The organism is Mesorhizobium sp. M0227, assembly GCF_040321855.1.
GTDB lineage: Bacteria > Pseudomonadota > Alphaproteobacteria > Rhizobiales > Rhizobiaceae > Mesorhizobium.
In genome coordinates this window covers 59,183-77,524 of sequence record NZ_JAMYSJ010000023.1, presented here as the reverse complement: position 1 = coordinate 77,524, position 18,342 = coordinate 59,183, and the positions used below count along the sequence as shown (strand labels likewise).

General features: G+C 63.4%; 22 protein-coding genes. 6 read left to right on the top strand and 16 right to left on the bottom strand.

Features of this window, described 5'->3' with window-relative positions:
• Positions 1 to 17 precede the first annotated feature (17 nt).
• From flgH to NKJ00_RS24950, 12 genes are all read right to left on the bottom strand, one after another.
• Complete coding sequence (gene flgH / locus NKJ00_RS25005) at positions 18 to 725, bottom strand: flagellar basal body L-ring protein FlgH (protein WP_127290408.1); 708 nt, start codon at positions 723 to 725, stop codon at positions 18 to 20.
• Positions 722 to 1,309, bottom strand: coding sequence for a MotE family protein (locus NKJ00_RS25000; protein WP_502895909.1), 588 nt, complete (start codon positions 1,307 to 1,309; stop codon positions 722 to 724). Before NKJ00_RS25000 ends, flgH begins: the two co-directional genes overlap by 4 nt.
• 3 nt (positions 1,310 to 1,312) lie before the next feature.
• Complete coding sequence (locus tag NKJ00_RS24995; protein ID WP_023810004.1) at positions 1,313 to 2,554, bottom strand: flagellar basal body P-ring protein FlgI; 1,242 nt, start codon at positions 2,552 to 2,554, stop codon at positions 1,313 to 1,315.
• Entirely contained in the window at positions 2,551 to 3,078 is a 528-nt protein-coding gene (gene flgA / locus NKJ00_RS24990) for a flagellar basal body P-ring formation chaperone FlgA (protein ID WP_352613306.1), read from the bottom strand. Before flgA ends, NKJ00_RS24995 begins: the two co-directional genes overlap by 4 nt.
• A gap of 3 nt (positions 3,079 to 3,081) precedes the next feature.
• A complete protein-coding gene (flgG, locus tag NKJ00_RS24985; RefSeq protein WP_013529795.1) occupies positions 3,082 to 3,870 on the bottom strand; it encodes a flagellar basal-body rod protein FlgG in 789 nt (262 codons plus the stop codon).
• A 10-nt stretch (positions 3,871 to 3,880) separates the two neighbouring features.
• Entirely contained in the window at positions 3,881 to 4,207 is a 327-nt protein-coding gene (gene fliE, locus NKJ00_RS24980) for a flagellar hook-basal body complex protein FliE (protein WP_127290400.1), read from the bottom strand.
• A complete protein-coding gene (gene flgC, locus NKJ00_RS24975) occupies positions 4,207 to 4,623 on the bottom strand; it encodes a flagellar basal body rod protein FlgC (RefSeq protein WP_013529797.1) in 417 nt (138 codons plus the stop codon). Before flgC ends, fliE begins: the two co-directional genes overlap by 1 nt.
• A gap of 2 nt (positions 4,624 to 4,625) precedes the next feature.
• Positions 4,626 to 5,006, bottom strand: a complete 381-nt coding sequence (flgB, locus tag NKJ00_RS24970; RefSeq protein ID WP_127257833.1) for a flagellar basal body rod protein FlgB — start codon at positions 5,004 to 5,006, stop codon at positions 4,626 to 4,628.
• A gap of 80 nt (positions 5,007 to 5,086) precedes the next feature.
• Positions 5,087 to 5,926: a hypothetical protein gene (locus tag NKJ00_RS24965; RefSeq protein ID WP_128304922.1), complete on the bottom strand. Its 840-nt coding sequence runs from the start codon at positions 5,924 to 5,926 to the stop codon at positions 5,087 to 5,089.
• The gene (fliI, locus tag NKJ00_RS24960) at positions 5,913 to 7,316 is read right to left on the bottom strand and encodes a flagellar protein export ATPase FliI (RefSeq protein WP_352613304.1); all 1,404 of its coding nucleotides are present in this window, start codon (positions 7,314 to 7,316) and stop codon (positions 5,913 to 5,915) included. The genes NKJ00_RS24965 and fliI overlap by 14 nt, the downstream gene beginning before the upstream one ends.
• A 3-nt stretch (positions 7,317 to 7,319) precedes the next feature.
• Positions 7,320 to 8,042 carry a flagellar basal-body rod protein FlgF gene (gene flgF / locus NKJ00_RS24955; RefSeq protein WP_352613302.1) on the bottom strand — a complete coding sequence of 241 codons (723 nt, stop codon included), beginning with the start codon at positions 8,040 to 8,042 and terminating at the stop codon, positions 7,320 to 7,322.
• A 7-nt stretch (positions 8,043 to 8,049) separates the two neighbouring features.
• Positions 8,050 to 9,171 carry a DUF1217 domain-containing protein gene (locus NKJ00_RS24950; protein WP_352613300.1) on the bottom strand — a complete coding sequence of 374 codons (1,122 nt, stop codon included), beginning with the start codon at positions 9,169 to 9,171 and terminating at the stop codon, positions 8,050 to 8,052.
• 146 nt (positions 9,172 to 9,317) lie between these two features.
• Here NKJ00_RS24950 and motA point away from each other — a divergent pair, with 146 nt between their 5' ends.
• The 6 genes from motA to NKJ00_RS24920 are packed head-to-tail and all read left to right on the top strand — an operon-like array spanning position 9,318 to position 14,156.
• Entirely contained in the window at positions 9,318 to 10,193 is an 876-nt protein-coding gene (motA, locus tag NKJ00_RS24945) for a flagellar motor stator protein MotA (RefSeq protein WP_352613298.1), read from the top strand.
• Positions 10,194 to 10,225: 32 nt separating this feature from the next.
• The gene (locus NKJ00_RS24940; protein ID WP_352613296.1) at positions 10,226 to 11,173 is read left to right on the top strand and encodes a FliM/FliN family flagellar motor switch protein; all 948 of its coding nucleotides are present in this window, start codon (positions 10,226 to 10,228) and stop codon (positions 11,171 to 11,173) included.
• A gap of 16 nt (positions 11,174 to 11,189) precedes the next feature.
• Positions 11,190 to 11,576, top strand: coding sequence for a flagellar motor switch protein FliN (gene fliN / locus NKJ00_RS24935; protein ID WP_023809994.1), 387 nt, complete (start codon positions 11,190 to 11,192; stop codon positions 11,574 to 11,576).
• Between the two features lie 43 nt (positions 11,577 to 11,619).
• Positions 11,620 to 12,630 (top strand): flagellar motor switch protein FliG, encoded by a 1,011-nt coding sequence (locus NKJ00_RS24930; protein WP_027038262.1) that lies wholly within the window; start codon positions 11,620 to 11,622, stop codon positions 12,628 to 12,630.
• A 9-nt stretch (positions 12,631 to 12,639) separates the two neighbouring features.
• Positions 12,640 to 13,722 (top strand): flagellar biosynthesis protein FlhB, encoded by a 1,083-nt coding sequence (gene flhB / locus NKJ00_RS24925; protein WP_352613294.1) that lies wholly within the window; start codon positions 12,640 to 12,642, stop codon positions 13,720 to 13,722.
• Positions 13,719 to 14,156: a BspJ family T4SS effector nucleomodulin gene (locus NKJ00_RS24920; protein ID WP_023809991.1), complete on the top strand. Its 438-nt coding sequence runs from the start codon at positions 13,719 to 13,721 to the stop codon at positions 14,154 to 14,156. Before flhB ends, NKJ00_RS24920 begins: the two co-directional genes overlap by 4 nt.
• Positions 14,157 to 14,191: 35 nt before the next feature.
• Here NKJ00_RS24920 and NKJ00_RS24915 read toward each other — a convergent pair whose 3' ends face one another.
• The 4 genes from NKJ00_RS24915 to NKJ00_RS24900 form a co-directional block, all read right to left on the bottom strand.
• A complete protein-coding gene (locus tag NKJ00_RS24915; protein ID WP_128304927.1) occupies positions 14,192 to 14,962 on the bottom strand; it encodes a helix-turn-helix transcriptional regulator in 771 nt (256 codons plus the stop codon).
• Positions 14,959 to 15,669, bottom strand: a complete 711-nt coding sequence (locus NKJ00_RS24910) for a helix-turn-helix transcriptional regulator (protein WP_128304928.1) — start codon at positions 15,667 to 15,669, stop codon at positions 14,959 to 14,961. Before NKJ00_RS24910 ends, NKJ00_RS24915 begins: the two co-directional genes overlap by 4 nt.
• A 542-nt stretch (positions 15,670 to 16,211) precedes the next feature.
• Positions 16,212 to 17,184 (bottom strand): IS630 family transposase gene (locus tag NKJ00_RS24905; protein WP_352631630.1). Its coding sequence is split into 2 segments (ribosomal slippage): positions 16,212 to 16,866 and positions 16,865 to 17,184, totalling 975 coding nucleotides; the frame shifts between segments, so codons are not numbered across the junction.
• Between the two features lie 107 nt (positions 17,185 to 17,291).
• Positions 17,292 to 18,323: a histone deacetylase family protein gene (locus tag NKJ00_RS24900; protein ID WP_352613290.1), complete on the bottom strand. Its 1,032-nt coding sequence runs from the start codon at positions 18,321 to 18,323 to the stop codon at positions 17,292 to 17,294.
• Positions 18,324 to 18,342: the final 19 nt, after the last annotated feature.

The following is an 18,342-nucleotide window of genomic DNA, read 5'->3' as shown; positions in this document are numbered from 1 at the left end:
TGCTCTGTTCCCCAACCCTAGAACGGAAGAACCTGGTCGAGAATCTGCTGGCCGTAGGCAGGCTGCTGAACCTCGGTGATGCGACCGCGTCCGCCGTAGGAGATGCGGGCCTCGGCGATGCGTTCGTAGGGGATGGTGTTTTCGGCGCCGATATCGGCCGGCCGCACGATGCCGGCGAGCGTCAGCACCCTGAGCTCGGCGTTGACGCGCACTTCCTGCGATCCGGTGATCATCAGATTGCCGTTGGGCAGCACATCGGTGACGATCGCCGCGACATTGAGCTCAAGCGTCTCCGAGCGCTTGATCTCGCCGTCGGCGGTCGTGTCCGTGGTGGAGCTGAGCGCCCCAGCGCCCTTGCCGGCGGTGCTCCACTTGTCCCACTGCGCGCTGAGGTCGTAACCGAGCTTGCGATTGGCGGTGCGGCTCCTGTCGTTCTGGTTCTTGAAGTTGGCTCGATCGTTGATCTTGATCTTGACCGTCAGGATGTCGCCCTGGGACAGCGCCCGCGGGTCGGTGAACAGCCGGCTCTGGCGGTCGTCCCACAACGAGAATTTCTTGACCGGCGCGGGCGGCGTTTGCGGATAGCGATAGAGGGAGCCAGTACTGCCGCCATCGATGCCGGAGCCGACCGGGGACAGAGCCGGCTCCCTGCCGACCTCCTTGAGGTTGGTTCCGCAACCCGACAGCACGGTGACCGCGCACAGGACAAGCATTTTCCGGATCATGACGGGTCTACCCTTCGGGCTGCGCTGGCCATAATGCCGGTGAGCGTCGCCGCCGCCTTCTGGTCCATTTCGTTGAGGATGACGCTCGCCTTGCGTGTGTCGAGCTTCATCAATATGGCCGCAGCCAGATCGGCGTTGACGATGGCCAGCCGCTCGGCAGCGGCGTCGGGTTTCATGCCGGCGTAGATCTGGACGACGCCGTCCTCGGCCCGGGCCAGGAAAATCTCGCGCCGCTTCAGCCAGGTCTCGTATTCAGCTTTCTTTGCATCGAGAGCTTTCATGCGCTCGTCAATGCCGGCCTGGAGCTGCTTCAGTTCCTCCGCTTGCAGGACATAGCGGCGGTCGCGGGCGGCGTCGGCGATGTTTGAGCAGAAGCGCTCGATCTCGCTTTGGTCCGGCGCCTTTTCCCGCGTCAATTGCGGCGCCGCCGCTGCGACCGGTGCTCCCGGCAAGACCTGGCGGACCTTCTCCTCGCCACGTGCGGTATCGCCGGCAAAGGGCAGAGTCGCGAGAACGGCGGCCGCGAGCAGGATTGCAGCGGGGCGGTGTCTTTCGTGGCGTGAGAGGGAGCGGATCATCGGCATCGCCTATTGCAGAACCAGGTCGGCCTGCAGGGCCCCGGCCGACTTGATGCCCTGCAAAATGGCGATGATGCCGTCCGGCTTGACGCCGAGGCGGTTGAGGCCGGAAACGAGGGTCTGGAGATCGGGTCCGTCAAGCACGGCAACGCGGGCGTCGGGCCGGCTGGCGTCGATGGCGGTGAACGGTTCGATGGCGGTCTCGCCCTTGGAGAAGGGCTCGGGCTGGACGACGCGCGGCGCTTCGGTGATGCGCACGGTGAGCGTGCCGTGGCTGATGGCGACCCGCGAGATCTTGACGTCATTGCCGATGACGATGGTGCCGGTGCGCTCGTCGATGACGACACGAGCCGGCGTGTCGGATTCGACCACCAAATTCTCGATTTCGGCATAGAAGCGCGCCGCCGAGACACCCTTCGGCCTTCTGATCTGAACGGTGCGCGAATCGCGCTCTGCCGCCACCCGCATGCCGAAGCGTTGGCCGGTGTAATCGTTGATGGCGTCCGCGATGCGGATAGCGGTCGAGAAATCGGGATTGCGCAGTTGCAGCGTCAGGATCGCCTGATCGTCGAACTCGGCCTGGACAGCACGCTCGACGATGGCGCCGTTCGGCACGCGGCCGGAGGTCGGCACGCCTTGCGTCAGTTGCTCGGCCTGTCCCTGGGCGGTAAAGCCGGACACGATGACCGAGCCCTGGCCGACGGCATAGATCTCGCCGTCCGCCGCCTTCAGCGGCGTCATGATCAGCGTGCCGCCGGAAAGCGAGGTCGCGTCGCCCATCGAGGAGACGTCGATGTCGATGCGGGCGCCCGACTGCACGTAGGGCGGCATGTTGGCGGTGACGATGACGGCGGCGACATTCTTGGCACGTGCACTGCCGCCTTCGGTGGCGATGCCGAGGTTTTCGAGCATCGCGCGGATAGACTGTTCGGTAAATGGCGAGTTGCGCAGGCTGTCGCCCGATCCGGCAAGGCCGATGACCAGGCCGTAGCCGACGAGCTGATTGTCGCGCGAACTCTGCAGCTGGGCGATGTCCTTGATGCGCGAGGCGACCTGGCCCGGCGGCAGCGAACTCGGCCCGGTCGAAACCCGGAACATGCGGCTGGTGGTGGCCGGATCATATTCGGGATCGTTGTAGACGCCGCCATTCTTGGCGGCGAGCTCACGCTTGGCCTTCGGCGTCAAGCCGTCGGCCAGCGCCGGCTGCAGGCCAAGCACGGCTGCCAGTATCAGGGTAAGCCCGCGCATCATGAAGCGCTGACCTGGATGGTTCCATCCGCCATCACGGTGCCGGACAGGACTTTGCCGCTGTCGATGTTGCGAACCTTGACGAGGTCGCCCGCGGCTCCCGGCTGCAGCGTCACGGCGGTGGCCGAGATCGTCAGCCCGCCGGCGATGAAGAAGATCTGCACGGAAGCACCCTGTTCGACCAGCCAGGCCTCGCGGATCGCGGTGGAGGGAATGTAGCGGCCGGGCAGCAGCGTGCGCTTGGCAACCTTGCCATCCAGTTCCTCGACCCGTGTGGCGACCGCCTCCGGCTTGTGCTTGCCGACGATAAGGGTGACCTGTTTCAGGGCAGCCAGGTTGATGGTCTCGCCGGGATAGATAACCCGGCTCGGAATAAGCACCACCTCGCCGACAGCTTGATTGCTGGCGATCTGGGTGGCCGATTGGTTGGCCGACTCCTGGGCAAAAGCCGGCAGGCCGCCGGTCACCAGCGCAAGGACGAGCGCGGTGCGGCGGAATGCGGACAGGAGGCCGGGCGTCGACATCATGCTTTACCTGATGTTCTTGGAGACCACGGAGGCCATGTCGTCGGCGGCCTGGATGACCTTGGAGTTCATCTCATAGGCGCGCTGCGCCGAGATCAGCTCGGTGATTTCCTTGACCGGGTCGACGTTGGAGGCTTCGAGATAGCCCTGCTGGATGGTGGCAAAGCCGGGATCGCCAGGCACGCCGACATTGGCTGGCCCCGAAGCCGTGGTTTCCTGGAACAGATTGTCGCCGAGCGGCGCCAGGCCGGCCTCGTTGGCGAAATTGGCGATCTGAAGCTGACCGAGGTTCTGCAGGTCGGTCTGGCCGTCGATGCGGGCGAAGACCTGGCCGGTCTTGTTGACGATGACCTCGACGGCATCCACGGGGACATTGATTGCCGGAATGACGGCAGCGCCGTCGACCGTCACCAACTGGCCGGTGGCGTTGGTGTTGAGAGCTCCGGCGCGGCTGTAGAGCGTGCCGCCGTCGGCACCCTCGATCTGAAACCAGCCCCTGCCGGTCAGCGCCAGGTCGAAACTGTTGCCGGTGCTGGTCAGTTCGCCCTGGGTGTGCACGTTGCGCACGGCCGTCGTCTTGACGCCGAGGCCGATCGAGACGCCCTCCGGCACCAGCGAGGCGTTGGAGCGGTTGGGCACGCCTTGCGTGCGGTCGACCTGATAGAGCAGGTCGGAGAATTCGGCACGGGCGCGCTTGTAGCCGGTGGTGTTGATGTTGGCGATGTTGTTGGCGATGACTTCCAGATTTGTCTGCTGGGCATTCATGCCGGTGGCGGCGATGGCGAGTGCTTTCATGGCGGAATCCTCAGATGCCCATTCGGCTGACTTCGAGATAGGCGGAAACCACCTTGTCGCGGATGGCGACGGCGGTCTGAAGCGCCTGCTGCGCGCTCATCACGGCGTCGACCACCTGGCGGGTGTCGGCGTCGCCCTTGAGCGCCTGCAACGATACCTGCTCGGCATTCTGCAGCGTGTCGACGGTCTTGGAGGCTGCCTGGCTCAGCGCCTCGGCGAAGGAGGTGCCGACATTGCCGCCGGCCGAGGGTGCCGCGCCGCCCTGGAGCAGGCTTGTGGCCGCGTCGTCGCCGCCGATCGACGGCTTGAACTGAAGCGCTCCGATACCGCTGATCATTACTGGTTCCTCATCAGGTCGATGGTCATGGAAATCAGGTCGCGGGCCTGCTTGACCACCTGAAGGTTGGCCTCGTAGGAGCGATTGGCCTCGGTCATGTCGGCCATTTCGATCAGCACGTTGACGTTGGGCATCTTGACATAGCCCTTCTCGTCGGCGGCCTCGTTGCCGGGCTGGAACTCGACTGGAAAGTCACTGGGATCTCGATCGATCGAGTTCACTGCAACAGTTGAACTGCCGGAGGCCCGGTCAAGCTCGGAGACGAAGCTGATGGTCTTGCGGCGATAAGGATCGGAGCCGGGCGCGGTGCCGGTCGACTGGGCGTTGGCGAGGTTTTCGGAAACCACGCGCAGGCGCTCCGACTGGGCGCCGAGGCCGGATGCTGCGACTTTGAGGGCTGCGGTCAGTGCGTCCATGGTCAGCTCTTCACCGCCATCATCATCATCGTATGAAAAGCCTTGACGATCGCCGTGTTGAGTTCGAAGGAGCGGCGCACCTCGCCGGCTTTCAGCAACTGGTCTTCCAGAACGACCGAGTTCTTGGACGGCATGACGACGCCGTCATCCTCCTGCGGCTTGATGGTGAAGCCGGCATTGGTCGCTGCATTGCCGAGATGGCCGGCCTGGGTGGCCTGCAGCGATACGGCGGCGCGGTCGAGCACCTTTTCGAATGGCTCGACGTCGTTTGCCGTATAACCCGGCGTGTTGGCATTGGCGATGTTGCCGGCGACTGCCGACTGGCGCACGGCCAGCCATTGCGCTTGCTTGGCGGCGAGGTCGAAAAGGGAAACGGGCTCCATGGGAATCTCCGAGCAGGTACCCAGAGACTAGGCCGCCAGTCTTGCGCGGGCCTTGCGGATGGCCGGAAGCCGGAGATCGTTTATCTGGAGAGTTCGATTACCCGGTCGGCACTGGTGACCATGACCCATTTGCCGTTGCGCTGCTCGATGGAGGACACTTGGCTGGAGTCAGGCAGTATCGAGCCGCGCTGGACGATCCAGAGGCCAGCGTCGTCCTGGATCATGGCACGGCCGTTGGCGACATGAACCATGCGGAATTTCGCCGCGTCGGCCGGAAACGGTTGCTCGTCGGGTGCGGCTGCGGGATTGGCATCATCCCGCACCGTCCCCGTGGCAAGAAGATCGAGATTGGCCGCGGGAATATCCTTTGCCGTCAGCGGCGCGCTGCGTTCGGCGACCACGCCGCCGCCCGCTCGCCCGGAATTGGAGCCGGTGCCGCCGAACTTCATCGCCTGGACGCCAAACTGATCCTGGTTGAAGAAGATGTACCAGGGAAACAGGGCGCAGATCAGGCCGAGCGTGATGCCGAGCGCGGCTATGACGAAATCGCTGCGTCGGTCGGACTTCTTCTTCAGTCGGGGAAACGGTGCCTTTGGCGGCTGCGGCCATTCGGTGCGCGGGAACAGCCCGTCGATCAGCGAGTCGCGGCTGGCCTGCGTCATCTCGGCAGCCACCGCCCGGGGAGCCCGGGGCAGAGCGGGTTCGACGGGCCTGGCCAGATCAGGATCGGCTTTGCCAGCCCGTGGCAGGATTGGCTTGACGGCTCTGGCCAGAACGGCCTCGGCTTTCGCTGCGATGGTACGGGCAGCCTTTGCCTTGGCGGTTCTCGTTTCGTCAGCCTCGGCTTGCTCCACGGCATTGGCCTCGGCGATCATGTCGCGCAGGATGCGCTCGGTATATTCGCGTTCAGTCTCCGGCATCGGCGTTCAGCTTGCTCTTGAGGTGGCGGGCGAGATCGGAGAAAGGGTCGGCCGACGGGCGATCCTTCGGCGCTTGCGTCAGCGCCTCATAGATCAGCGGCACCTGGCGCACGGCGATGTCGAGTTCGGCATCGACGCCCCCCTGATAGGCCCCAAGCAACCGGATATCGCGCGTGTCCTCGAAGCGCGAGATCATCGACTTCAGCCTTGTCACCAGCGCGCGCTGTTCGACGCTCCAGGCCTTTCCGGCCAACCGCGATATGGACGACAGCGGGTTGACGGGGGGATAGCGACCCTGTTCGGCGATCGTGCGATCGAGCACGACATGGCCGTCGAGGATGCCGCGCACGCAATCGGCGACCGGGTCGTTGTGATCGTCGCCGTCGACCAGCACGGAAATGATGGCGGTGATCGACCCTTTGCCTTCCGTACCCGGCCCGGCGCGTTCGAGCAGCTTGGGCAGTTCGGTGAACACCGAGGCCGGATAACCGCGCGCGACCGGCGGCTCGCCGGTTCCCGTCGCCACCTCACGCAGGGCGTGAGCGAAGCGGGTGATCGAATCCAGCACCAGCAAAACGCGATGCCCCTGGTCGCGAAAGTGCTCGGCGATGCGCATGGCGGTGTCTGGCGCACGCCGGCGCATCATGGCGCTTTCGTCGCTGGTGGCGACGACGGCGACGGTCTTGGCCATGCTGTCGCCGATCGTGTCCTCGAGGAATTCACGGACTTCGCGGCCGCGTTCGCCGACGAGCGCCACCACGACGGTATCGAATGCGTCGGCGCCGGCGAGCATGGCGAGCAGCGTCGACTTGCCGACGCCGGAGCCGGCAAAGATGCCGAGGCGCTGGCCGAAGCAGAGCGGCGTGAAGATATCGATGACCTTGACGCCGGTCATGAAGGCAGTGCCGACGCGTTGCCGCGCCATGGCCCCCGGCGTCGTCTGGGCGCCGCGCGTCGTGTCGTCTCCCCGGGCGAGTGGCGGGCCGCCATCGATGACCCTGGTGAGTGCGTCGATGGTGCGGCCGCGCCACGAGGCATGCGGCGCCACCACGAGCGGACCGCGGCGGAACACGGCATCACCGATGCCGGAATCGGCGCTGCGTTCGAAGGGCGCCACGACGGCCTCGTCGCGGCCGATCTTGACGATCTCGCCGCGGCGCGCACCGGCATGGCCGCGCTGCTCGACGATGTCGCCCAGCCTGGCGAAACCGGAAAGGCCGTGCACCTTGTAGTGCGTGGGCGTGACTTCGATGACGCGGCCGCCGCGCTTGAGCAGCGCCTCGGCGTCGGCGAAACGCCGCCAGACCCGTTCCAGCGCGGCAAGCCGTTCTTCCGGCGCCGGCTGGAGTTGTCTTTCGAGTGCGCGCAGGGATGGCTGGTCGAGCGACATGGATTATTTCGAGCCGAGCGTCTTGATCGCCTCGTCGGTGGATGAGTCGGTCTGCCGCATCAGGGCGGCGGTGTTCTCGAAGGCGCGCTGGACCATGATCAGCCTGGTGATCTCCAGCACCGGATTGACATTGGACTCTTCGAGAAAACCCTGGGCAACGCCGATATCCGAGCGATCGGTGACAGGCTCTGGGGTGCGTGCCGGAACGATGCCGGAATTGCCGTAGCGGACGAAGTTCGCGCCCGGATCGAAATTGTAGAGACCGATCGAGCCGACAAGCTGATCGTTCTGGCGCAACGAACCATCAGCCCCGGCCTTGGGCGGACCGTTGCGGGGGTCAAGCTGGATCGGCGAGCCGCCCGCATCGAGCACCGGGTGGCCCTCGATCGACATCAGTTCGCCGTTCTCGTTCATTGAAAAGCGTCCGTCGCGGGTCATGACGGTGCCGACCGGCGTCTCTATGGCGAACCAGGCATCGCCCTGGACGGCGAAATCGAAGGGATTGCCGGTCTCGCTTAAGGCACCGTGAGCGCCGGAAAGGTAGGTCTTGCCCGGGGAGGCGAAGGATACCGATTTCTGCCCGGTGCCGGAGACGACGTCCTCGAACTTCACGCCGGTGGCGCGAAAGCCGATCGTCGCGGCGTTTGCGACGTTGTCGGCGATGGTGTCGAGGCGCCGCTCAAGCGCGATCTGCGACGAAAGGGCGACGTACAGGCTGTCCCGCATGATGGTCTCAGAACCTCAGTTTCTGCATCGCCATCATCAGGTCGGTGGAGATGCCGACGGTGAGTGGCTGGGCAAACAGCACGCTGACCGAGGCGACGGCCGATGAAGTCAGGTGGTTGATCTCGTACATGCTGGTGAAGCGCGTCAGGAACTTGCCGAGTTTTTCGGGGTCGGAGAAATCCGAGATGTCGAGTTTTTGCTCGAACAGCTGCGCCTGCTTGTCGACGTCGGCGGTGGCGAAGGAATCAGGCAGGCCGAGCACGGTGCGCACGACACTGGCAAGCGCGGTGTCGGCCAGCACGTCATACCAGCTGGTGATGGTCGGGGCCTTGCGATCGAAATAAAGCGCCAGCCGCACGCCCTGGTTGGTCTGGCCGGCATCCTCTTCGAGGGTCTGGCGCATGTATTTGTCGACGGTCGGCTGTTGCGCCGGATTGATGGTGGTGGTGTTTTCGCCATAGGCTTCGAAGTTGAAGGCGGAGGCAAGCGCGGCATAGGTCTTGTCCGTCATCTTGTTGGCGACACTGTCGGGGTCGCGGACGCCGCCCTGCAGAACCCGCTTGATGAGATCCTTGTCTTCCGTCGCCGAATCGAGACCGAATGACGCCAGCGCGTATGTGTAGAGCCGGTTGTTCGACATCAGATCGTCGATCGACTTCACCTTGGTGATGTTGGCAAGATAGTATGTCGTCTCGCCCTTCACATAGGCCGAATTGGGATCGAGGCCGGCGATCTGCGCCTGGGTGGCATAGTTCTTGGTCACCAACTGCTGTGTCTTGTTGTAGATGGTCGCATCGGCGCCGTTGGCGGCGAAGTTGAAGGCGCTGACGAATTCGGCGTAGCGCTTGTCGGTCAGCTTGTTGGCGAAGCTGTCGGGATCGGAGACGCCTTCCTTGAGTGCCTTGACCATGAAGGCCTTGGCGTAGTCCATGTCCTCCAGCCCGTAGGCCTTCATGGCATACTTGAACAAACGGTCGTTTTTGACGAAATCGTCGATCGATTTCACCTTGGTGATATTCGCGAGATAATATTTGGTGTCGCGATCAACCACGGGCTGCTGCTCGATCCTGTCGATCGATTTTGAAATGTCCTTGGTGATGAGCTGGTAGCTGGTAAAGGTATTGAGCAAAGACGTGCCTCCGGCCGAAGCTATGCCGGCACAATACCCCTACTTCCTTGCGCGAAACTGAATCGCTTCCAAGCCCTCGATTCAAGCCTCACACAAGGCACGGGGACTATCCCTAGCTCCTGATGTGAAATGCGGAAGGACCTGTCGTGGGCATTCTGATTGGACTGGTGGTAACGCTCGGCTGCGTCCTTGGCGGCTTCATGGCCATGGGCGGCCATCTTCATGTGCTGATTCAGCCATGGGAAGCCGTGATCATCTGTGGTGCGGCTTTTGGCACCTTCCTCGTCGCCAATCCGATGAAGACGGTCAAGGACACCGGCAAGGGCATCCTCGAAGCCTTCAAGCAGGCGGTGCCGAAGGAACAGGACTATCTCGAGACGCTCGGCGTGCTGCACTCGCTGATGCGCGAGCTGCGCTCGAAATCCCGCAGCGAAGTCGAGGCGCATATCGACAATCCGGAAGAGTCGGCGATTTTCCAGGCGTTCCCAACCGTGCTGCATAACCACGACCTGACGCATTTCATCTGCGACTACTGCCGTATCATCATCATCGGCAATGCCCGCTCGCACGAGATCGAGGCGCTGATGGACGAAGAAATCCAGACCATCAAGTCCGACAAGATGAAGGCCTATCACGCGCTGGTGGCGGTGGGCGACGGCTTGCCGGCGCTCGGCATCGTCGCCGCCGTGCTCGGCGTGGTCAAGGCGATGGGCGCGCTCGACCAGTCGCCTGAAATCCTCGGCGGTTTGATTGGTGCCGCACTTGTCGGAACGTTCCTCGGCATCTTCCTGTCCTATTCGGTGGTCGGGCCGGTCGCCACCAAGATCAAGACAGTGCGCGAGAAGAAGAACCGCCTCTATATCATCGTCAAGCAGACGCTGCTGGCCTACATGAACGGTGCGCTGCCGCAGGTGGCGATCGAGTTCGGCCGCAAGACCATCTCGTCCTATGAACGGCCGACGATCGACGCCGTCGAACAGAGCACGATGAACACCGGTGCCGTCGAAAAGAAGGCCGCCTGAACGATGCACGACAGATCGGTCCCGGCACTGTCATGACCAGCCTGGGCAGTCCAGCGGAAGCGCGTTCGCTGATCATCGAGCGTCTGGTCGGTGACAGCGGCGAGGCCGCGCAGGTCATCGACGCAGGCCGCGCCATGGCCGAACGCGCCGTACCGCTGTTGCAGAAAAGCCTGACCAGCGAGCTTGGCGTTCCGGTCGTCGTCGAACTCAAAGCGATCGAGGTCAGCCGCGTTCCCGAGGCGCGTTCGCGTGCCGGCGACACGTTTGCCATGACCGTGATCGGCTCGTCGGCGTCCTCCGATGCGATGACCCTGGTGATCGATGCTCCGGCGATCGCGATCATGGTCTGCACGCTGTTCGGCGGCGACCCGGATCTGCCGGCATCGCCGATCGAACGCGATCTGTCGCAGATCGAAATCGATGTTTCGACCATGGTGTTCCAGCAGGTCGCGCAGGCCCTCAACGGATCGGGAAAGCGCTCGCTCGACCTGCGCCTGCCCGCGCCGCGAGCAATGTCCGGCACCGAGGCGAAGCGGTATGTGCTGCGCGATGGCGCGGCAATCCGTATCGTGCTTGCCATCTCGACGCCGGCCGATAGTGGCACCGTCACGGTGACGATGCCGCAGCGCGTCGTGCTGGCCAGCCGCGACGGAGCCGTGCCTGTCAGCGACGACGATCACGGCCCCAGCTGGCGCGCCCGCTTTTCGGAAGAGGTGATGCGCTCCACCGTGGCGCTCGAGGCCACGATGCCGCTGGCGCGGCTGACGCTCGGCGAGCTCGCCGGTTTCCAAATCGGCGACGTCATCGAATTCGAGGAAACGGCCCAGTCCCAGGCGCGTCTCAGCGCACGGGGCAAGACGCTGTTCGTATGCGAGTTCGGCAAACTGGGACAGAACTACACCGTCCGGATCAGGCATCCTTACGACGCCGGACAGGACTTTATCGACGGGCTGATGCCGGCAGCCGCCGGACGCGCCTGAGAATTTGGAGACGATCATGGCCAAAACCAAGGCGGAAGCCGACCTCGACCAGCCGGACGAGCAACTCGACCGTGCCATCGAAGAGTTGCGTGGTGTCCTGCATGAAGAGGAGCAGCGCCCCGATGCGGCGTTCAGGGCGGCCTCATCAGCCAATTCGAGCGTGATCATGAACATCCCCGTCGATGTCCAGATCATCCTCGGCAGCACGGAGATGCCGGTCTCCGATCTGATGGCGCTGCAAAAAGGGTCGACCGTGGCGCTCAATCGCCGCATCGGGGAACCTGTCGACGTCGTGGTCAACGGCCGCAAGATCGCGCGCGGCGAGATCACCGTGCTGGAAAGCGATCCGTCGCGTTTCGGCATCAGGCTGACCGAAATCATCGCCGGCACGAAGGGCGCCTAGACATGGTTTGCGGGGCTTGCCGGTGGCGGCGGAGGCGAGTGGCATGACGACGCCGGTGACCTTGACCCGCGCGCAGAAGGCGGCCGCCATACTTGTGGCGATGGGCAAGCCGTCGGCCAGCCGCCTGCTGAAATTCTTCAAGCAGGAAGAACTGAAGGCCCTGATCGAGGGCGCCCGCCTGCTGCGGACGATTCCGCAAAGCGATCTTGAGCGCATCGTCGCCGAGTTCGAAGCCGAGTTCACGGAAGGGGCGGGGTTGCTCGATTCCGCCGACAGGATGGACACCATCCTCAACGAATCGCTCTCGCCCGAAGAGATGAGCGCGATCATGGGCGACAAGAAATTCGAGGTCGCACCGGAAGGCCCGCCGCCGATCTGGCCCGAGCTCGAAAAGCTCGAGCCGGCGCGGCTTGGTGCCTTCCTGGCCGGTGAGCATCCGCAGACGGCGGCCATGGTGTTGTCGAAGCTGGCACCGCAGGTGGCGGCCAACGTGCTGCTGACACTGACCAAGCCGATGCGTGGAGAAATCATCAAGCGCATGGTGACGATGGCCAATGTTCCCGACGCTGCCGCCAGGATCGTCGAAAACCGGCTGCGTACCAGCGTGCTGGCGGAAACCTCGACCAAGGACACCTCGGCCGGGCAGGCGCGTGTCGCCAGCGTTCTCAACGAACTCGACAAGCCGCTGCTCGAGGAGGTCATGCAGGATCTGGAAGCCGCGGGCACGCCTGATCTCGACGGTGTGAGGGCCCGCCTGTTTGCTTTCGACGATTTGCCGCTGCTCACCCAGAAAGCGCGGGTGCTGCTGTTCGACGGGCTGTCGACGGAGTTGGTCACGCTGGCCCTGCGCGGCACTTCGGCCGCACTCGCAGAATCGGTGCTGTCAGCCATCGGCGCCCGCTCGCGGCGCATGATCGAAGCCGAACTCGGACAGGGCTCGGACGGGGTCCCTCTCGCCGACATCACGGCGGCGCGCAAGACGATCGTTACGACGACGATCCGGCTGTCGCGCGAAGGTGCCTTCGAACTACCCTCGACCCAAGACGCCGCCTAAGACCGCGCCATGGCTGACGCGGTCGACAAGGATTCGAAAACCGAAGAGGCGACGGAAAAGAAGATCCGCGACACCATCGAACAGGGCAAACTGCCCCATTCGCGGGAGACAGCGCTCCTTGCCTCGTTCGTTGCCATACTGGTGTTCACCGTCTTCTACGCCAAGGATGCGATCATCGATCTCGGCATGTTCCTGTCGATGTTCCTGGAGAAGCCGGAAGCCTGGCCGATGGACACCGAGACCGACGTCATCGCGCTCTACAAGATCGTCCTCCTCGAGGTTGGCCGCGCCGTCCTGAGCCTGATGGTGCTGCTGACCGTCGCCGGCGTCGGCGCCTCGGTGTTCCAGAACATGCCGCAATTCGTAGGCGAGCGGGTCCGGCCGCAACTCTCGCGCATTTCGATCGCCAAGGGGTGGAACAGGCTGTTCGGCATCCAGGGTTGGGTCGAGTTCCTGAAGTCACTCGGCAAGGTCGGGTTTGCCATCGTCGTGCTGAGCTTCACCCTGTCGGAAGACCACCGAAAGCTGCTCGGCGGGATGATCACCAATCCGGTCGCCTTCGGTCTCGTCATCCGCGGCATCGCCGTCGACATCCTGGTGGCGATCGTCTTCGTCATGGGGCTGATCGCGGCAACCGACATCGTCTGGTCGCGCTTCCACTGGAAGCAGGATCTGCGCATGAGCAAGCAGGAGGTCAAGGACGAGTTCAAACAGTCCGAGGGCGACCCGATCGTCAAGTCGCGGCTGCGCTCGCTGGCGCGCGACCGGGCGCGCAAGCGGATGATGACGGCGGTGCCGCGCGCGACGCTGATCATCGCCAACCCAACGCACTTCTCGATCGCGCTGAAATATGTGCGCGACGAGGACTCGGCACCCATGGTGCTGGCCAAGGGCCAGGATCTGGTGGCGCTGAAAATCCGAGAGATCGCGCGGGAACACAACATCCCGGTCTTCGAGGACGTGGCGCTCGCCCGCTCCATGTACAAGCAAGTTTCGGTCGATAGTGTAATCCCATCACAATTCTACCAGGCCGTCGCCGAACTGGTGCGGATCGTCTACTCGAAAAAGGCTGAGCGCAGACAGATTTCATGAACCGGCAACCGCACGCAAAATCCCGCGAGATCATCGTCGCCAGCGCCATCGAGCAGGTGGTGGGGGAACTCAGGCTGATCGATGTCGCCGACTACATCGCCTTTATCCGGCTGGAGCATTTCGCGTGCCTGTCGGACCTGGTCGATTCAGCGGTTGAGTTGTTCTTCATGCCGGGCACTCTACGGCTCGGCCATGGCGGCGAGGCGCATGTCGACTGGAGCGGCAGCCCGCGCATCGTGCTCGATCTGGAACTGAGGCCGCCCGGCGTCACCGTCTATTTCCAGCTGACGCTGAGCGAGCTCGGCGCATCGGTGGCGGTCAACTACGTGTCGTTCGAGAAGCCGGGCGAAGACCCGGAGCACAATACGGCGCTGCTCGAGGCGGTGATCGAAGAGGCGCGTATCCGCAAGGTCGAGCCGCTCGCCTATCGCTGACCGTCGGTCGCTATCGAGCCGCCTGTCGAAATCCCCTATTCGATCAAGCCCAGCCGCAGCGCCTTGGCCACGGCCTGGTTGCGATTGACGGCGTTGAGCTTCTGGGTCGACTGGGTCAGATACTGGTTGGCGGTGTGCACCGACAGTTTCAGGAGCCGCGCGATCTCCTCGCTGGTGTTGCCGTTGGCGGTCAGCTTCAGGCATTCGAGTTCGCGCTTGGAGATTGCGCGCATGCGGCCGGTATCGCCCGGACGGATGCGGGCGACGGCGGCGAACAGCGAAAAGCAGCGGGCGTGTATTTCGTAGAGCGCATCCTGCTGCATGGTCATCTCCGAGCCGAGGAACACGACAAGGCCGCATTGGCCGCGGTCGGCGTGAACGGGAAAAGCGATGCCGCTGGTTCCGGGCACCAGCGCCGCCATCTGCTCGGTCCAGGTGAGATCGCCAAACAGCTCCGCCATGGCAGGGACGCCGTCATCCGTCCACCAGCGCGGTTCGGTCGAGATGCGGGTGTGGCGCACGATCTCCTCGCCGTTGGCGCCTGAGATGAACTTGGTCGCCACGGCAATGCCGGGATAGTCGGAATCAAAGCATGGGACTAGCCGCGCCCGCTCGGGCGAGGGGCTTACGAAGAAGAGGCCGAAAGCCGAGGCATTCATGTCAACGGCGATCCAGCGGCAGCGGCGCACGGCATCGGGAATGGTGACCGCGTGATGGGTTTCGGAGCCAAGGGTGAAGGCTCCGAACGGGTTGCGCTGCTCGTTGAAAAGGGCTTCGGCCGTTTCCTTGATATCGGCGTGTTTCAAATGATGCCGCTCCTGATCGCCGTGGCGATGGCCATCGCGCGGTTGCTGGCCGCGAATTTCTGGATGGCGTGGGTGATGTAGCTGTTGACGGTGTTGGAGGAGACGCCAAGGATGACGGCGACCTCGTCGGTGGTCTTGCCTTCGGAAACCCAGAACAGGCATTCGCGCTCGCGATCCGACAACGGATCCTGCATGGCGGCGGCGGCAATCAGTTGCGGAATGTGCGAGAGCGCGTAGCAGCATTTCAGCTGCGCCCGCATCAACGCCGGCTGGTCGATGCTGCCGGCGGTCGCCGCAGAGAACAGGGCGAACAGGCGCTGGCGACCGACATTGAGGCGCAGCGAATAGATTTCGGCATGGCCGAGCACGTCGAGAAGGCGGGCTTCCTCGCCGGTGATCAATCCGTCTGTTTCTGGTGCCCGGGATGCCACCAGCGGCTGTGGACGGATACCTGGCGCGACGGTGAGCGCGCCTTGCGCGAGCCCGGCGATCAGCCGCTTGCCGATCAGCTCGATGGCATCGAAAATCCAGTTGGAGGAGACGATGCGCGCATCGTTGCGGTCCTGGTCGTGGACGATGGCGACCAACATGTAGCTGTCGGCGCCGATCTCGGCGGTCAGTTGCATGAAAAAACTGGTGAGATCGCCGCGCGACGTCAGGCGCGAGCCCAATGTGTCGGATTGAAGAAGTGCGGCGGGACTGCTCATTCTTGTTGCTTTTGGCCGGAATCGTTTCTGCTGTCCGGATGCTGGAAGCCAGCCGCCGAACCCGAATACGCATTACTTTGACGAAGACACACGCGTGGCGCAGGGCTGCGCCGAACCAAATCCCGAATCCATTCAGGGAACGCGAAGCCGTCCGCGTCTGGTGCCGGAAAAGCTCCGGAACAAGAGACTTTGGGTGGTCGCCGCGCCCCCCGAGGACCGGCTGATTCGGGTCTAATCTACCCGCAGTTGAATCTGACATCAAACGCGATTTGACAAAATCGAATCCGATGGACTCAGGTGCGACTCAGAGGTCGGTTTTCGCGCCTTGGACAGAAGACCGGGACGCGAAAGTCTTCGCCGGCCCTCTCGGCGGCTGGTCGATTTCGCCAGGCTCGGGAGCATTGAACAGATGGGCGCGCCGGTTGCTGTGCCGAAGGCTGGTGCCTTGGCCCGATAGTGGGAACCGGGCGATGTTGCCGCCCGGTCCCGGTGGTCCTTTGCTATGCCTGTCGTTGTCCCAAAATCGCTAGAGCGGCGGACTTTCATGTGAGTCCATACCCTGCGGCTGCGAAGTAATTTCTGCATTCTGTTGGAGATCTGCATTCTGTTGGAGAGAAGAGATTGCAGATATCGCCAATGGCCTGCCACAGGGCGTCGATGGTTCTGATGGCCTTTGCGCGCAGGTGCGCCTTGAGCTTGGCGAATGCCATTTCGATGGGATTGAGATCTGGGCTGTAGGGCGGCAGGAAGAGCAGCCATGCGCCTCTGGCCCGGATCGCTGCCTCGGCGGTCGGGCTCTTGTGGGCAGCGAGATTGTCGAGGATGACGACATCGCCCTTTGCCAGCGTCGGAGCGAGCTGCGTTTCGACATAGGTTTCGAAGATGCGCCGGTTCATCGGCGTGTCGATAACAAAAGGGGCCGTGAGCCCATGACAACGCAACCCGGCGATGAAGGTCTGCGTCTTCCAATGCCCAAACGGTGCCTTTGAGCGCAGCCGTTGGCCCTTTAGGCAGCGGCCGCGCAGACGTGTCATCTTCGTAGTGGTTCCGGTTTCGTCGATGAACACCAGCCGATGTGGCTCAAGCCGCATCCGCGGCTGGCGCCTGGTCTGCCACTCCTGCCGCGCCCTGCTGATGTCGGGACGATCTTGCTCGCTGGCCAGCAGCGTTTTTTTTGAAGCGATAGCCATTCCTGATGAGCCAGCGCGAGATCGAGGCAGGAGCGACCTGGACGTCTGTAGCAGCGGCCAGTTGGGCGGCAAGCTCCGGCATGGTAATGTCATCCTTCTCGGCTACACGGCCAAGCAAGAACGCTCGATGCGGGTCGAGCTTGGAATGGCGGCGGCCACCGTTGGCCTTGGGCGCTAGGCTATCGGTCTTTCGATAGTTCCTCATCAGGATCACGACAAACGAAACCGACACCCCAAAATGTGCCGCCGCCGCACGCCGCGAGTGGCCAGCCTCGACAAACCGCACAACACGTTCACGCAAATCGAGCGAATAGGGCTTGGGCATGGCAAATCACCTCCTACAGGAAGTGAATCATGAACCACGCCTCACTGGAATCCCTCGCGATTCAAACTGAACATCCGACGCTCTAGATGCTCCTGAACGACAGGCATTTACCGATCCTCGAACCCGGTCAGCACGCCTACCGCGTTGATGCCGATCTCCTCGACGGCATAGCCGCCTTCCATGACGAACAGCGTCGGCAGGCCGAGCCTGGCGATGCGGCGGCCGATCTTGGGATAATCAGATGTCTTCAGCTTGAACTGGCTGATCGGGTCCTTCTCGAACGTATCGACACCCAGCGAGACGATGACGACATCCGGTGCATAAGCGGTGAGCCTGGCGCAGGCATCCTCGAGCGACGCGTTCCATGCATCCCAGTCGGTGCCGAAGGGCATTGGATAGTTGAGGTTGAAGCCTTCGCCTTCGCCTTCTCCGCGTTCGTCGGCATGGCCGAGGAAGAACGGGTACTCGATCATCGGATCGCCATGCAGATTGAGCACCTGGACGTCAGCACGGTCGTAGAAGATTTCCTGCGTGCCGTTGCCGTGGTGATAGTCGACATCGAGGATCGAGATGCGTTTGGCGCCCCGGTCGCGGAACCATTGCGCGGCGACGGCGGCGTTGTTGATGTAGCAATAGCCGCCCATGAAGCCAGCCCCGGCATGGTGGCCGGGCGGACGGCAGAGCGCGAAGGCGGAAGCCTCGCCATGCTTGACCAGGCCGGCGGCGGTCAGCGCCACATCGTACGAAGACTTGATCGCGGTCCAGGTACCTTCGACGAAGGTGGCGCCGGCATCGAAGGAATAATAGCCGAGCAGCGCGTCGACGCGCTTTGGCGGCACGTCGCCGCGCAACCCGCGCGTCGGCCAGGTGAAGGGCATCGCCGTGCCCGTGAGGCCTGCTTCCAGCCATTGCGGCCAGACCGTCGGGAGAAAGTCGATATAGTCTGATTTGTGGATGCGCTTGGCGGCGGCGAGGTCATGTTCGTGCGGCGCGATGATGGGACCCAGTTTCTCGCTTTCGACCCGTGCCTTGATGAATTCGGCCCTCGATGGCTTTTCGAAGCCCGGCACGATGGCCGATGTGACCAGTTCCATTTGGCCGGCATGGCCGGCGTGCAGGGGGGAGAAAACAGTCTTCATAAATTCCTCTCGAAGTGTG